This window comes from Hymenobacter glacieicola (assembly GCF_014640315.1).
Lineage (GTDB): Bacteria > Bacteroidota > Bacteroidia > Cytophagales > Hymenobacteraceae > Hymenobacter > Hymenobacter glacieicola.
This window is the reverse complement of record NZ_BMGS01000009.1, coordinates 51,292-66,099: the sequence shown is the minus strand read 5'-3', so window position 1 is coordinate 66,099 and position 14,808 is coordinate 51,292. Positions and strand designations below refer to the sequence as shown.

The window sequence follows — 14,808 nt, the reverse complement described above, 5'->3', positions numbered from 1 at the left end:
TCCTCACTTCTTTTCCTTCACCTTTCATGCAAACGACCTCTGCTGTGCAGGACCAGCCCATGCAGGCTGCCCAAACCAGCCACCCGAAGGGCCTCTATGTGCTCTTCGCCACCGAAATGTGGGAGCGGTTCAGCTACTACGGTATGCGGGCCCTGTTGTCGCTGTACATGCTCAAGGCCCTCCTGATGAACAAGGAGATGTCGTCGCTTATTTACGGCAACTATACCTCGCTCGTGTACCTGACCCCGCTGCTAGGGGGCTACATGGCCGACCGTTATTGGGGCAACCGCCGCTCCATTCTGGTAGGGGGGCTGTTGATGGCAGCTGGCCAGTTCAGCTTGTTTTTTTCTGCTTCGATGTACGCTGCTGGCCAAACGGAGGTGCCTTCGGCGCAGTTGCTACTCTTCTTTCTGGGGCTGGGCTGCCTGATCTTCGGCAATGGCTTCTTTAAGCCCAACATTTCCTCTATGGTTGGCTCGCTCTACCCCAAGGGCGACTCGCGCATTGATGCAGCTTACACCATTTTTTACATGGGCATCAACTTGGGCGCGTTCTTTTCGCCCTTGGTCTGCGGTACACTCGGCGACACGGGCAACCCGGCCGACTTTAAGTGGGGCTTCCTGGCGGCCGGCATTGGCATGCTCATCGGCAGCCTCACGTTTGAGTTGCTGAAAAACAAGTACGTCGTAACGGCCGAGGGTAGCCCACTGGGCGCGCGGCCCGAGCGCACCGTGGAGCACTCGCCCGTAGTGCCCACTCAGACTGACGCCCCGGTCCGCACCGAAACCATTGCCCAGCCTACCAAAAGCTTCGCTAGCAAGCTTCCCATGCTCATTGGCTTGTTTGCCGTGGTGTACGCCGCCATTGCCTGGCTGATGGACCGGGACTGGATTGGCGCTCTGGTGTTTTCGGCCATGATTGTGGCCCCCGTCACCATCCTGACCGACCCCACGCTTACCGCCCGCGAAAAACAGAAAATCTACGTGATTTTCATTCTTAGCTTTTTCGTAATTTTCTTCTGGGGCACGTTTGAGCAGGCTGGTGCCTCGCTTACGTTCTTCGCCGACGAGCAAACGGACCGGACCTTTGGCTCTACCGTGGTGCCGGCTTCCTACTTCCAGTCGGCCAACGCCCTGTTTATCATCATCTTTGCTCCCATCTTCGCCGTGCTCTGGACGTGGCTGGGCAAACGGCGCCTGGAGCCCTCTTCGCCCCTGAAAATGGCCATTAGCCTGATGCTGATGGCTGTAGGCTACCTCATTATTGCTTTTGGCGTGAAGGGCGTAGATGCCAGCACCAAAGTGAGCATGTTCTGGCTGATTACCATGTACATGGTGCATACGTTCGCCGAGCTGTGTCTCTCGCCCATCGGGCTGGCACTGGTAAACAAGCTGGCCCCGGCCCGCTTTGCTTCCCTGCTCATGGCGGTGTGGTTCCTGGCTACGGCAGCCGGCAATAAGCTGGCCGGCGTGCTGTCGGGTCTGTATCCTCCCGGCCCCGGCGAGTTTGCCAAGGCCGCCAAGGAGGGCATCAACCTGCCGGGTATCCTGAACGGTACTACCCAAGCCACCGCCGACGTAACAGCCAAGCTCAACAGCCTGGAGCTTACCGCTCACTGGCCTACCTTCCTGGGTTTCCAGATTACCAGCCTCTACGACTTCTTCATGATTTTCGTGGGCCTGTCGGCCGTAGCTTCCCTTATCCTGTTCGTTATCTACAAGCGCCTTTTCACGATGATGCAGGAGCCAGCAACGGCCTAGCGTCACTGTAGTTTGAGACCATAAAAATGCCCCCGTCGTAATAGACGGGGGCATTTTTATGGGCATATAGCTGATTCCTGTTTCGTAACTTAAGAATGCAACACCTGCGCACTGCAGTCTATAGATCTGCCTCCGCACAGAGACGAGACGCTCGCAGAATACAGCAAAGGAGTAAGCCTTGCGCCGGAGTAACACAAAACGCCCCACCGGACCAAAGTCCAGCGGGGCGTTTTGTTAAAGAGAGCGGAATCCGTGTAATCCGAAAAATCCGTCTCAATCCGTGATTACATCATGCCGCCCATGCCACCCATGGCGTTGCCAGGAGCACCAGCGCCACCTTTGTCGTCTTCCGGTTCGTCGGAAATTACGCACTCGGTGGTCAGGAGCAGGCCAGCAATGGAAGCAGCATTCTCCAGGGCCAAGCGGGTTACCTTGGTTGGGTCAAGGATACCAGCGGCCATCAGGTTTTCGTAGCGGTCCTCGCGGGCGTTGTAGCCGTAGTCGCCGGAACCTTCACGCACTTTCTGCACTACTACCGAACCCTCACCACCGGCGTTAGCTACGATAGTACGCAAGGGAGCTTCAATAGCCGTACGGATGATGTTTACACCAGTGCGCTCGTCACCGTTCAGGGTGTCAACGCCTTCCAGAGCATCCAGGGCGCGCACCAGGGCAACACCGCCACCAGGCACCACGCCTTCCTCAACGGCGGCGCGGGTAGCGTGCAGGGCATCGTCCACGCGGTCCTTCTTCTCCTTCATTTCTACCTCAGTGCTAGCACCGATGTAGAGGATAGCCACACCGCCCGACAGCTTAGCCAAACGCTCCTGCAGCTTTTCCTTGTCGTAGTCAGAAGTTGTGGTGCCGATTTGGGCTTTGATTTCGTTTACGCGGCTGGTGATACCGTCTTTCTCGCCCCGGCCATTTACAATGGTCGTGTTGTCTTTGTCGATGATAACTTTCTCCGCCTGACCCAGGTACTCCAGGGTGGCGCTGTCCAGCTTGTAGCCACGCTCTTCCGAAATAACCGTTCCGCCCGTCAGGACAGCAATGTCTTCCAGCATCGCCTTACGACGGTCGCCGAAGCCAGGGGCTTTCACGGCGGCAATCTTCAGCGACCCACGCAGCTTGTTTACTACCAGCGTAGCCAGCGCCTCGCCGTCTACATCTTCCGAGATGATAACCAGGGGTTTACCCGTCTGAACAACCTGCTCTAGTACGGGCAGCAACTCCTTCATGGTGCTCACCTTCTTGTCGTAGATGAGGATGTAGGGGTTGTCGAACTCCGCCTCCATTTTCTCCGGGTTGGTCACGAAGTAAGGGGAGAGGTAGCCCCGGTCGAACTGCATGCCTTCCACCGTTTTTACTTCGGTTTCCGTGCCACGCGCTTCTTCCACGGTAATAACGCCTTCTTTGCCTACTTTATCCATAGCGTCGGCAATCATTTTGCCGATTTCCATGTCGTTGTTGGCTGAAATAGCGCCTACCTGAGCAATTTCTGACGAGTTTTCAATCTTCTTGGACTGAGCTTTCAGGTTGGCAACTACAGCCAGCACAGCCTTGTCGATACCACGCTTCAGGTCCATGGGGTTGGCACCAGCGGCCACGTTCTTCGAGCCAGCGGCGTAGATAGCCTGGGCCAGAACCGTAGCGGTAGTCGTGCCGTCACCGGCCTGATCGGCGGTTTTGGAAGCTACTTCCTTTACCAGCTGGGCGCCCATGTTCTCAACGGGGTCCGACAGCTCGATTTCTTTGGCTACCGTCACACCATCTTTGGTGATGCTCGGGGCGCCAAATTTCTTGTCGATAACCACGTTGCGGCCTTTGGGCCCCAAGGTTACCTTTACTGCGTTTGCTAGTTTGTCAACGCCGCGCTTCAGCTTGTCGCGACCTTCGGTATCGAATTGGATGTTCTTAGCCATCTTGGTTTCGGATGTTTGGAATCAGAGAGGAAGGAAAAGCTTACAGTACGGCGAAGATGTCCGACTCCTTCATGATGAGGTAGTCCTGACCATCCACGGTGATTTCGGTGCCGGCGTATTTGCCGTACAGCACTTGGTCACCAGCTTGTACCTGGGGCTTAATGGTGGTGCCGTTGTCGGCCACCTTGCCTTCGCCTACGGCAACTACTTCGCCACGCTGGGGTTTCTCCTTGGCCGTGTCGGGAATGATGATGCCCGATTTGGTTTTTTCCTCGGCAGCGGCCGGCGCGATGATAACGCGGTCAGCCAGCGGTTTGATGCTAAGCGACATATTGTACGTTTTGGTTGAAAGGTTTACTTGAAGTAAGACGGTGAGCCCGGTGCTGCACTTCTTGTGCCAGCCTGCCGCAACCTGACAGAATGAACGGTTCAGGCCTTGTTTCAGTCAGGTTTGCACGCACAGGGTGTCAGGGCTGACAAAAAAGTTCCCCGTTTGCCAACTCCCGCGCCGCTGTACGCTACGCTTGGCCCAGGGTTGGAAACTGGTGGGTAGAAAATTCGGGGCTATGGGGGCTGGCGCGCCTCCTTTCGGCCTGCGCCAACAAACAAAAAGCCGGCGGCTCCTTCGGGAGCCGCCGGCTTTTTGTTTGCATCTCTACTAAGATTACTGGGCCGGAGCCGGGGTAGGCTGCGTTGTCGGAGCCGTAGTCGGGGCAGCTGCCGGAGCACCTGCGGGGGCCGTAGCACCAGGAGTGCCAGCCCCCGGGCCTACCGGTGCAGTAGTAGCCGGAATACGAGTTTCGAGGGCTTTTTGCTGGTTTACGCTCCGAGCCGGACCGGCCTCAGAAGCACCGCCAATCACGTGGGTGCCCAGGCTCAAGATCATCAGTCCAATGGCGAAACCCCAGGTCAGCTTTTCCAGCAGGTCACCGGTACGTTTTACGCCCATGAGCTGGGCGGCACCGCCAGCTCCAAACTGGCTGGAAATTCCGCCCCCTTTGGGGTTTTGAGCCAGCACCACGAGGGCTAGCAGCAGGCAAATAAGAAGAATCAGGGCAATAAGAGCGTAGTACATCTACTCCGAAGGTTGTTGCAGTTGTTGAATTTGCTCGGCAAAGTACGCCTTTTTTTCCGGCTGCCGTTCCATCAGCCGTTCATATATTTCAATGGCCTTATCCTTCTTGCCCTGCCGAATCATGATTTTGGCCAGGCTTTCGGAAGCCAGTGCCGGGGCCGGACTCGTGCTGCGGACGGATAAGTCCATCTGTTCCTCGGCCGGTAGGGGCACGCCCGCCGGGGTTTTTATGCGAGGCTGCGTTTTCAGGAACCGGTTGATGAGGTCCAGGGACGAAGCCGATGGTTTGGGCTGGTGCTGTTTCAGATGAGCCAGCAACAAGGCATCGGGCTCAAAAAACGCATCCAGCGGCAAGTCAAGCGTGTAGCCATCATGAGCCTGCAGGTCGTAGCCTAGGCGGCTCCCCGCGCCGAGAGCGTACCCCAGGTCCTCGTCGGAGCGGAAGGGGGCCGTAACGACGGGTGCCGCAGCAAAAGCCGTTAGAGTTGGTAGTTCTGGCTCTTCGTCTGCTTCATCGTCCAGTTCTGGCAAGCGGTATCCGGATGGAGTAGGCAACTCAGGTTCGATAAGGCCAAACTCGAAGCGGGAAATGCCGGCCTCCACCGGCGGTCGAATCGGGGGCGCAACGGCCGGCAGCAAGCCGTCGGAGGAGGGTGAGTCGTTCTCCGTTTTAGCTTGTTGATCGAGTTTTTCCTCTGAACCGATACTATCGGGCTCGGCAGAAGACTCTGCGGACTGATCTGCCGAAACAGGTTCCACGGAGCCTGTCGTCAGGGGATCCGCCGCAGGTGCTACAGCCTCTACTGCCGGAATGTCTGAGGTAGGTAGGGAAGCAGCCTCAGATACAAGTGAACTAGGTTCTTTTGTAAGCTCTTCTTCGTCAACTACTTCGGTTGGGGTGTTTTGCAGATCCACCTCCCCGGCTGACTCAAAAACTTGCTCCAGTACGCTCTGTTTTTCCGGCTGGATAAGTACTGCTTCGTCTTCCCGCTGAACATCGGAACCTGGCAGAATATCCTTGCTGACGGTGACGGAAGCGTCTTGCGTTAAAGCGTCTCGCGTGCTTTGCTCGGCAGGAGTAACCGGAGGAATGGCTGATAAGGCTTCCGGCGGCACCTCAACAGGAATATCCGCCGTTACGGAGGGTATGGCCGTTGTACTAGCACTGGACGCTACAGGGTATGCCACTGGCACCGAAGTTGCGGCGGCGGGCTGCTCCAGCAGCTGCCGCAGAAGTTCTCGGTCGGCGGCGTAGGTAGCTGCCCGGCGCAGGCGCTGGTTGGCCAGCATACTGCCCCGGTCGTGGGCCGCCTTGGCCAGCAGCACGTGCGCCGTCTGGCAGTAGGGAAACGTGGCCGCCAACTGCTCCAGCTCCCGGACTTCGGTATCCGAAATCCCGTTAACATGGTCCAGAATGTGCAGTAGCGACGCGCGGGTCATAGTGGGAAGAATACTGAAGAGTGAAGCCAGGCGGAAGAGTCAAAGTTCTCTGGGCCTCAGCTAATGGGCAGCCAGGGGCCTGAGAGCCCGTAAACTGGGCTGCAAAGGTGCGCCAATTTCAACAGAAACCTACTTCCTACTTCGGGTACAGGTCAGGCAAGGCGCCCTGCGGGTGCGGGCCTACCAGTTGGCTACCGATTTGTTGAAGGCATCGGTAATAATGTTGCGGAACAGGAGCCGCAGTGCCGCCGGATCGTTGTTGATGCTGGTAATGTCGCGGGTAGCGGGGAAGGGGTTGGTGGTTTGCAGGGTTTCCTCGAAGTCCTGCTTGGGGTCCTTGGTATTGGTGAACTTAACCCGCACCTGAATCGTGAGCTGGTTGGCGCCGGCTAGGTCCTGACCATTTTGCTGCTGAATGGCGGCGGGGGCAAAGTCGTAGGCAATAATCTGACCCTCAAACTGCAAGTCGCCGTCCCGGGGTACTAGTTTAAGCGTGGTGTTTCGCTGAAAGTAGTCCTTGAAATCCTCCGTAAACCGCTGGGGGAGGAAGGACGGGCCGTTGTTCGAGTTGTTGGCGAACGTCGCAATGGAAATCGTCTTGACGTTCGGGTCGATGGTGGTGCCGTTAAACGAGTACACCCCGCAGCCACTTAGCAGTAGCTGCAGGAGCAGCACCACCATTCCCACCACCCAATTACGCTTGTTCCAGATCATACTGTTTGAGTTTGCGGTAGAGGGTACGTTCAGAAATTCCCAGGTCGTGGGCGGCGTACTTACGCTTGTTGTTGTGCTTTTTCAGGGCCTTGATAATCATTTCCTTTTCCTTGGCCTCCAGGCTCAGCGTCTCTTCCTCCGTTTCGTGCGGAATATCCTCTACCCGCTGCGCTTCTTCCTCATACTCAGCGGAATCGTCCACGGTCAGGTCCCGCGAGTGGAGGATGTATTCGTTGCTGCCGTTCTCGGGGGAGGGCTGGCGCAACGGGCGGGCCGCGGCGCCTCCTTCGTAGGGCGCCACGTTCACGCTGGAGAAAAGGTGGCTGTTCTGGCGCAGCAGCTCCTGGGCCTCGTGGGGCCGGCCGCCCCCGGCCAGGTCTAGAACCAGCTTTTTCAAGTCAGTCATGTCGCGGCGCATGTCGAAGAGCACCTTGTAGAGCAGGTCCCGCTCCGAGTAGGCGTTGCCGGCCCCGTCAGTGGCGGCACCGGCCGCGTGCACCAGCATGGGCAGGCGGCTGCTTTGGTCGGCGGGCAGGTAGTTGCGCAGGCGGCGCGCATCCACCTCCCGGTCCGTCTCCAGCACCGACATCTGCTCAGCAACGTTCTTGAGCTGGCGGATATTGCCGGGAAAGCGGAAGCGCTGCAATTCCTGCACGGCATCCGGGGTAAGGTTGATGGGCTTTACCCGATACCGGTCGGAAAAATCGGTGGCAAACTTTCTGAATAATAGGTAGATGTCGTCGCCTCGTTCACGCAGTGGTGGAACCGTAATGGGTACCGTATTGAGGCGGTAGTAGAGGTCCTCGCGGAAGCGACCTTCGCGCACGGCGTCCAGCAGATTTACGTTGGTGGCGGCCACTACCCGTACGTCCGTCTTCTGAACTTTCGAGGAGCCGACCCGGATAAACTCGCCGTTTTCCAGTACCCGCAGCAGGCGGGCCTGGGTACCCAGCGGCATTTCCCCGATTTCATCCAGGAAAATGGTGCCCCCGTTGGTTACCTCGAAGTAGCCTTTGCGCGCCTCCTGGGCGCCCGTAAACGAGCCTTTCTCGTGGCCAAACAGCTCGGAGTCAATCGTGCCTTCGGGAATGGCCCCGCAGTTAATGGCAATGAACTGCCCATGCTTGCGCGGGGAAAGGGCGTGAATGATCTTCGAAAAGGACTCCTTGCCTGAGCCGCTTTCGCCGGTAATAAGCACTGTCATATCCGTGGGAGCGACCTGGGCGGCTACCTGGATAGCGTAATTCAGCGAAGGGGCATTGCCGATAATGCCGAAGCGCTGCTTAATGGATTGTATTTCGGAAGGAGTCAAGGTCGGGGAGGGGTGTTCGTAGGGTAGACGAAAAGCGGCGCAGTTTATTTTGAAAGAGCAGAACAAACCTCATCCTGAGCATAGCAAGGAGCGGTTTCGCCGCCAGCCTAGCAGTTAACTAGTAACTGCTGGCAGCATGAGAAGGCCCGATGCTAAACTCAGGATGACAGAAAGTTATACCGCCTCGCCCAGCAGCGTGTTGGTAGTGGATTCGTGCACGAGCACGTTCACGTAGTCGCCTTTCTGGTAGTGTTTCTTGGGGAAAATGACCACCTGGTTCTGGCTGTTGCGGCCGCTCAGGTGCTCCTGGCTGCGTTTGGAGAAGTTCTCGACGAGCACTTGGTGCACCTTGCCTACCCCGCGCAGGTTGCGCTGGCGGCTGTGCTGCTGCTGCAGGGCAATTACTTCGGCCAGGCGGCGCTTTTTCACTTCCAACGGCACGTCATCTTCCAGCTTGCGGGCGGCCAGGGTACCAGGACGCTCGGAGTAGAAGAACATATAGGACATATCGTACTTGACATACTCCATCAGGCTCAGCGTGTCCTGGTGTTCCTGCTCGGTTTCGGAGCAGAAGCCCGAAATCATGTCGGTGCTGATGGCGCAGTCCTCGCCCAGAATCCGGCGGATGGCCTGCACGCGCTCCTCGTACCAGGGTCGGTCGTAAGTGCGGTTCATCAGCTTGAGCACGCGCGAGTTACCGCTCTGGGCCGGCAGGTGGATATACTTGCAGATATTGTCGTACCGGGCCATGGTGTACAGCACCTCGTCGGTAATATCCTTGGGGTGGGAGGTAGAGAAGCGCACCCGCAGCTCAGGGCTTACCAGGGCCACGCGCTCCAGCAGTTGGGCAAAGTTGACGTGCTCGAGGCCATCCTCGGAGGCCCACTTGTAGGAGTCGACGTTCTGGCCCAGCAGGGTAACTTCCTTGTAGCCCTGGGCCACCAGGTCGCGGGCTTCCTGCACAATGCTGTGGGCGTCGCGGCTCCGCTCCCGGCCCCGGGTGAAGGGTACCACGCAGAACGAGCACATATTGTCGCAGCCGCGCATGATGCTGATAAAGGCCGTAATGCCGTTGCTGTTCAGGCGCACCGGGGTAATGTCGGCGTAGGTTTCCTCCCGGCTCAAGAGCACGTTCACCGCTTTCTGGCCGCCATCTACCTGCTGAATCAGCTGGGGCAGGTCGCGGTAGGCATCGGGGCCCACTACTAGGTCTACCAGCTTTTCTTCCTCCAGAAACTTGCTTTTCAGCCGTTCCGCCATGCAGCCCAGCACGCCCACCAGCAGGCCGGGGTTACGCTTTTTGTGGCCGTTAATCTGCGACAGGCGCATGCGCACCGTTTGCTCGGCCTTTTCCCGGATAGAGCAGGTGTTCAGCAGTACCAGGTCGGCGCCCTCCAGCTCCTCCGTGGTGTCAAAACCCTGCTCAAACAGGATGCTGGACACGATTTCCGAGTCGGAGAAGTTCATCTGGCAGCCGTAGCTTTCGATGTAGAGCTTGCGGGTGCGACCCGTGCGGGTAGCCGGATTCACGCGCACTTCGCCCGAGGGCTCGTGCTCATGGGTAGCCGCATCCACGGCGGGCGTGGGCAGGGCGGGCGTATCGAGAAAATCGAGGGTAATCAGCGGTTGGGACATGAGAAAGGCCTGGCGGGCGTCAGCTTCACAGTTCAGAGACGAAAGGCAAAGGTAGCAGATTTACCCCTAAAATGACAGAATGGCAGGGGTAGTGAGGTGGCGAAATCGTGACGTACAGTTTTCACTCACCCCTTTCGCCAATTACCGCATCACTTCACTACTGCTCCTAGCACTTCCAGCAGGGCTTGGGCTTTGAGCAGGCACTCCTCATATTCGCGCTCGGGTACGGAGTCGTAGGTAATGGCGGAGCCGACCTGGAAGCTCAGGTAGCCGGTATCGGCGCGGTACTGCAGGCTGCGGATGACCACGTTCAGGTCGAAGTCGCCGGTGGGTAGCACGTAGCCGATGCTACCGCTGTAGAGGCCCCGGCGGCTGCATTCGTACTCCTCAATAAGCTGCATGGCCCGGACTTTGGGCGCGCCGGTCATGGAGCCCATGGGGAAGGTAGCGCGCAGGGTTTCCGCTAGCCCCACACCTGCGCGGACCTGGGCCTGCACCGTGGAAATCATCTGCCAGACGTGGCGGAAGGGGTAGAGGCCGAACAATTCGGGTACCTGCACGGTGCCGGGCTGGGCGACCCGGGCCAGGTCGTTGCGGACCAGGTCCACAATCATCAGGTTTTCAGCCCGTTCCTTCTCGTCGTGAAGCAAGGTTTGGCGCTGCTGCTCGTCCTGGGCCGCAGTCAGGCCCCGCCGGATGGTGCCTTTGATGGGCTGGGAAAGTAGCGTACGGCCCTGTCGCCGCAGAAAGCGCTCGGGCGAGGCGCACAGCAGAAAATGGTCGTGGTGACGATAAAATCCGGCAAAAGGGGTAGGCGAGGCAGCAGTAAGGCGCCAAAAAACGTCCACCGGGTCCAGTTGCACGTCTTCAGCATAAAACTCCTGGCACAGGTTCAGTTCGTACACTTCCCCACTGAGAATATCCTCCCGAATGGCCTCCACCGCCGCCAGATACGCGGGTCGGGGCATGCGGGGGCGGAGCGTGGGTACCTGCGGGGCGGCGGTGGCGGGCAGCGGGGTAGCGAGAATCTGTTGGTAGAGGGCGGCCGGCTGCGGGGCGTGAATCTTTACGGCGTCTTCCTGCCAGGTCAGCCAGGCGTCGGGCCGGAAGAAGTGCAGGTGCGGCCAGGCCAGCCCGGCCGCGTTGCGGCTGCGTAGGGCTTCTATTTCGTTTTTGACGTCGTAGGTAATAAAGCCGCAACGGGGCGCCTCAGTAGCGGGGCCGGCCAGCCACTCGTCCAGCTCCGGCAGGGTAGCCGGGGCAGCCGGCGCGTGGTGAGTTACGGCCAGCAGCCGCTGGAAGCCGCCGCCGGGGTAAGGCAGGGCATTCGGTTCGAAGTAGGCACAGTGCGCAAACCCAGCGGCCCAGCGCAGGGCCCGGGTCCGGAAGTCAGCCGGAAGTTCAGAAAGCGGAACGGAAAGCACGGGGCAAAGGTAGGGGATGCCAGCGGGGGTAGGCAAACAAAGAACACCTGGGCGGCGCTACTCCAGCTCCTTCAGCGCCAGCTTGGCTTTGGTATCGGTGCTATTCTTGTACTCGTGCCGGGGGTAGGCCAGGGCCTTTTGAAAGTACACCTTGGCCGTGTTGCGCTGCCCTTCCGCTTGGTACAAATACCCCAGTTGCAGGGCCGATTGAGGGGCGAAATAGTAGGGCGCACTCCCGGCCCGGGCAATGGTCTGGGCGTAAAAGAGCCGGGCCGAGTCGGGGCGGCCGAGCAGGTGCCAGGCCCGGGCCCGGCGGTAGGGCTCCTCCAGCCGGTCGCGCAGGGGGGTAGCGGCGCTGGGCCGGAAGCTGTTGAGCGTGAGCAGGGCGGGGCGGTAGTAGCCCCCGTCAATCTGGAGGCGGGCGCGGGTGAGGAGCTTGCTGAGGGGCAGCTTGTCCTCGAAAAAGCGTTGGGCGTAGTTGTCTTCTTCCAGCACCGTGCGCCCCCCGCTGCCAATCTGCCGGCGGTACTGCTCGGCGGCGCCCGCATCACCACCCAGCCACGCCGCCAGGTACAGCTTGAAGGCGGCATCCTTGCGGTAGTGCTGCCCCCGGTACTGCTGCAAAAACTGCTGGTTGGCCCGCAGCGAAGCAGCGTACTGGCCCTGATAAAGCAGCAAGTCGGCGGCCATGTGGTGCAGGTAGGGCAACGATAGGTAGTCGGGTCCGGTAGGGCGGGTCCGGTAGGCGGTCAGGGCCGCGTCGGTGTGGTGCTGCTTTTTGTGCTGGCTGATGAGCAGGTAGCTGATGAGCAGGTTGTCGGGCTGCTGGCGGTACAGGGTTTCTACCAGCCCCAACGCCGCGTCCGGCTTCTTGTAGTACGTTTCCTCCAGCAGGGCCAGAATCAGGCGCGCCTCCAGTTGAAAATCGTTGGCTTGGGTGGCGGCCAGGCGCAGGTTGTGCAGCCCCGCCTCCACGCTGCCCGGCAGCCCCAGCAGCTTCAGAAACCACCGGTAGGATTCCGGCAGGGAGCCAATAAAGAACTGCATCATGCCCAGGGTTTTGCGCGCCGGCAAATACTGCGGATACTGGCGCACTACCTGCTGCATCTGCTGGTAACTCTGGCGCAAATTCCAGGCGCCCTGCACCTCGTGGCCAAACACCACCTGCGCCGCCGCCTGGTGCAAACGGATTTCGGCGCGGGCGTACGCCGGCAGCGCGCCGGGCGCGGCCGCCTTCTCCAGGGCCTTCAGCCGCTGATCCTGGGCCTCCACGGTGGCTTGGTACCGGCTGGCATCCTGGCTAACGAGCAACTCGGTAATACTCAGGCAGTCCTGTACCAGTAGGGTGCCCGGGGCAGTCGGGGGCGCGGCCCGGAGCTGGGCGCGGGCCGCGTCGGGCCGCATTTTTAGTACTTCGGCGTAAGCGCGGGCCTGGGGCGCCGAGAGAACCGGCGCGGGGAAGGTTTCTGGCGGAGGTTCGCTGCGGGCCACACGGGGATTTACAGCGGTAAGCGTCAGCAAAAACAACAGCCTCAGCGTACCTCTGCGTAAACCTCTGCAAACCTCAACGAGAAACTTCATAAGCAAAAAAAGAACGGCACAGAGGCCGTTCTTCTTAAGTGAACCAACACGAAAATCCTTACGCCGTACGAGCTTCCACGTCGGCCAGTACGCGGCCGCAGTGCTCGCACACGATGATTTTCTTGTGGGCAATGATATCGGCCTGGCGCTGGGGCGGCACGGTGTTAAAGCAGCCGCCGCAGGCGTCGCGCTTTACCGTTACCACGGCCAGACCGTTGCGCACGTTGCCGCGGATACGGGTGTAGGCCATCAGCAGGCGGTCTTCCACGGGCTGCACGGCGGTGCCGCGCTCGTCCATGAGCTTTTTCTCGTCGGCTTCGCTTTCACCCACAATGGTTTCCAGCTCAGCTTTCTTGTTGTCCAGGTCTTTCTTACGCTCTTCCAGGCGCTGCTTGGTTCCGCTGATTTCGGTGTTCTTCAGCTCAATCTGGTACTGCGCTTCTTTGATTTTCTTTTCCGAAATCTGGATTTCCAGTTTCTGCAGCTCGATTTCCTTGGCAATGGCCTCGTACTCGCGGTTGTTGCGCACGTTGGTTTGCTGGTCTTCGTAGCGCTTGATCAGGCCATCAGCATCCTTAGCATTTTGCTTGCGCTGCTTGATCTGGTCGTTGAGGGCGGCAATTTCCTCGTCGAATTTGCCTACGCGTACCTCGTAACCCGCAATTTCATCCTCCAGGTCACGAACCTCTTCGGGCAGGTCGCCGCGTACGCGCCGGATTTCGTCCAGTTGCGAGTCAATGCGCTGCAGGTTCAGAAGGGCTTCCAGCTTACTGGCAACGGGGGTTTCCGCGGAGGAATTAGAAATCATAACGGACGGGGTTGGTGATGGTCTCAGCAATGAAGAGCGCAAAAGTACTTCCAAAGTTGCCCAGAAGCAAATCCCGGAAAATTTCGCCGGTAAACTGCTCGCTCTCAAAATGGCCTACGTCGCAGAGCAGCAACCGGCCTTCCGCCCCAAAATATTCGTGGTATTTCAAGTCGCCGGTGACGTAGGCATCAGCCCCGGCGGCGCGGGCTTTGCCAATAAGGAAGCTGCCCGCCCCGCCGCACAAAGCCACGCGGGTAATGGGCTGCTCGAACTCCGTGTGCTTGACCACGGGTATGCCCAGGGCCGTTTTCAGCAGCTGCCGGAACTGTCCCGGACTCAGCGGCGCGGGCAGTTCCCCAATCATGCCGGAGCCGACTTCCTGGTTTACGTTTTCGAGCCGGATGATTTCGTAGGCTACTTCCTCGTAGGGGTGAGCCTGCCGCAAGGCCCGCAGCGCGGGGCCCTGCAGATGCAGGGGCAGCAGCACTTCCACCCGGTTTTCGCGTACCGTTTCGGGCTCGTGCGGCTGCCCAATAAAAGGGTTCGTGCCGGCCCCGGGCGTAAAGGTGCCGATGCCCTCGGTGTGGAAGCTGCACCCAGCGTAGTCGCCTACCTGCCCGGCCCCGGCCTCATACAGGGCATCTAGCACAGCCTGGGTGTGGGTAGGCGGCACGTAGGTAATGAGCTTGGCCAGCAGCCCCGGCTTGGGGTCGAGAATGCGCAGATTCTGCAGTCCCAGCTTTTCGGCCAGCTTGCGGTTGACGCCCTGGCGCACGTTGTCGAGGTTGGTGTGGGCCGCGTACAAGGCCACGTCGTGCCGGATGGCCTTCAGCAGGGTTTGCTCTACTTCGTTGGCTCCGGTCAGGCGCTTAAGGGGCTTGAAAATGAGGGGATGGTGGGCCACTACCACGTTGCAGCCCCGGCTTAGGGCCTCGTCGACTACCGCCGGGGTGCAGTCCAGGGCAATCAGGACGCCTCGCACTTCCATCTGCGGGTTGCCGCACTGCAGGCCGGCGTTGTCGTAAGATTCCTGGTAGGCGAGGGGCGCGGCCCGCTCCAGCACGCGGGCAAGATCTTGAACGGTAGGCATGGGCAGAGAGTAGAAACAAAAGGGCGCAACAGCGGGCAAAGAACGGC

Annotated in this window: 12 protein-coding genes; 1 reads left to right on the top strand and 11 read right to left on the bottom strand. The window is 59.4% G+C overall.

The window, feature by feature from the left end; translation table 11 throughout:
- Positions 1–26 precede the first annotated feature (26 nt).
- Positions 27–1,760, top strand: coding sequence for a peptide MFS transporter (locus tag IEW18_RS16420; RefSeq protein WP_188558962.1), 1,734 nt, complete (start codon positions 27–29; stop codon positions 1,758–1,760).
- 284 nt (positions 1,761–2,044) lie between these two features.
- On the opposite strand, the gene groL is transcribed toward IEW18_RS16420, so the two are convergent.
- From groL to IEW18_RS16365, 11 genes are all read right to left on the bottom strand, one after another.
- A complete protein-coding gene (gene groL, locus IEW18_RS16415; protein WP_188558961.1) occupies positions 2,045–3,682 on the bottom strand; it encodes a chaperonin GroEL in 1,638 nt (545 codons plus the stop codon).
- Between the two features lie 40 nt (positions 3,683–3,722).
- On the bottom strand, positions 3,723–4,013 hold the full coding sequence (groES, locus tag IEW18_RS16410; protein ID WP_188558960.1) for a co-chaperone GroES: 291 nt from the start codon (positions 4,011–4,013) through the stop codon (positions 3,723–3,725).
- A 333-nt stretch (positions 4,014–4,346) separates the two neighbouring features.
- Complete coding sequence (gene secG, locus IEW18_RS16405; protein WP_188558959.1) at positions 4,347–4,757, bottom strand: preprotein translocase subunit SecG; 411 nt, start codon at positions 4,755–4,757, stop codon at positions 4,347–4,349.
- Positions 4,758–6,197: a DUF8458 domain-containing protein gene (locus IEW18_RS16400; RefSeq protein WP_188558958.1), complete on the bottom strand. Its 1,440-nt coding sequence runs from the start codon at positions 6,195–6,197 to the stop codon at positions 4,758–4,760.
- 180 nt (positions 6,198–6,377) lie between these two features.
- A complete protein-coding gene (locus tag IEW18_RS16395; protein ID WP_229728789.1) occupies positions 6,378–6,911 on the bottom strand; it encodes an LptE family protein in 534 nt (177 codons plus the stop codon).
- Positions 6,892–8,223 (bottom strand): sigma-54 interaction domain-containing protein, encoded by a 1,332-nt coding sequence (locus IEW18_RS16390; RefSeq protein ID WP_188558957.1) that lies wholly within the window; start codon positions 8,221–8,223, stop codon positions 6,892–6,894. Before IEW18_RS16390 ends, IEW18_RS16395 begins: the two co-directional genes overlap by 20 nt.
- A gap of 174 nt (positions 8,224–8,397) precedes the next feature.
- On the bottom strand, positions 8,398–9,858 hold the full coding sequence (miaB, locus tag IEW18_RS16385) for a tRNA (N6-isopentenyl adenosine(37)-C2)-methylthiotransferase MiaB (protein WP_188558956.1): 1,461 nt from the start codon (positions 9,856–9,858) through the stop codon (positions 8,398–8,400).
- Between the two features lie 149 nt (positions 9,859–10,007).
- Complete coding sequence (locus IEW18_RS16380; RefSeq protein WP_188558955.1) at positions 10,008–11,282, bottom strand: anthranilate synthase component I family protein; 1,275 nt, start codon at positions 11,280–11,282, stop codon at positions 10,008–10,010.
- 57 nt (positions 11,283–11,339) lie between these two features.
- On the bottom strand, positions 11,340–12,773 hold the full coding sequence (locus tag IEW18_RS16375) for a tetratricopeptide repeat protein (RefSeq protein WP_188558954.1): 1,434 nt from the start codon (positions 12,771–12,773) through the stop codon (positions 11,340–11,342).
- 148 nt (positions 12,774–12,921) lie between these two features.
- Positions 12,922–13,671 carry a zinc ribbon domain-containing protein gene (locus tag IEW18_RS16370; RefSeq protein ID WP_188558953.1) on the bottom strand — a complete coding sequence of 250 codons (750 nt, stop codon included), beginning with the start codon at positions 13,669–13,671 and terminating at the stop codon, positions 12,922–12,924.
- Positions 13,661–14,761 (bottom strand): Nif3-like dinuclear metal center hexameric protein, encoded by a 1,101-nt coding sequence (locus IEW18_RS16365; protein ID WP_188558952.1) that lies wholly within the window; start codon positions 14,759–14,761, stop codon positions 13,661–13,663. The genes IEW18_RS16370 and IEW18_RS16365 overlap by 11 nt, the downstream gene beginning before the upstream one ends.
- Between the last annotated feature and the right edge of the window lie 47 nt (positions 14,762–14,808).

What these genes read in the sequence shown, in the direction of transcription:
- IEW18_RS16420 (WP_188558962.1), top strand. Translation starts at nt 27, where the DNA reads ATGCAAACGACCTCTGCTGTGCAGGACCAGCCCATGCAGGCTGCCCAA.
- groL (WP_188558961.1), bottom strand. Translation starts at nt 3,682, where the DNA reads ATGGCTAAGAACATCCAATTCGATACCGAAGGTCGCGACAAGCTGAAG.
- groES (WP_188558960.1), bottom strand. Translation starts at nt 4,013, where the DNA reads ATGTCGCTTAGCATCAAACCGCTGGCTGACCGCGTTATCATCGCGCCG.
- secG (WP_188558959.1), bottom strand. Translation starts at nt 4,757, where the DNA reads ATGTACTACGCTCTTATTGCCCTGATTCTTCTTATTTGCCTGCTGCTA.
- IEW18_RS16400 (WP_188558958.1), bottom strand. Translation starts at nt 6,197, where the DNA reads ATGACCCGCGCGTCGCTACTGCACATTCTGGACCATGTTAACGGGATT.
- IEW18_RS16395 (WP_229728789.1), bottom strand. Translation starts at nt 6,911, where the DNA reads ATGATCTGGAACAAGCGTAATTGGGTGGTGGGAATGGTGGTGCTGCTC.
- miaB (WP_188558956.1), bottom strand. Translation starts at nt 9,858, where the DNA reads ATGTCCCAACCGCTGATTACCCTCGATTTTCTCGATACGCCCGCCCTG.
- IEW18_RS16370 (WP_188558953.1), bottom strand. Translation starts at nt 13,671, where the DNA reads ATGATTTCTAATTCCTCCGCGGAAACCCCCGTTGCCAGTAAGCTGGAA.
- IEW18_RS16365 (WP_188558952.1), bottom strand. Translation starts at nt 14,761, where the DNA reads ATGCCTACCGTTCAAGATCTTGCCCGCGTGCTGGAGCGGGCCGCGCCC.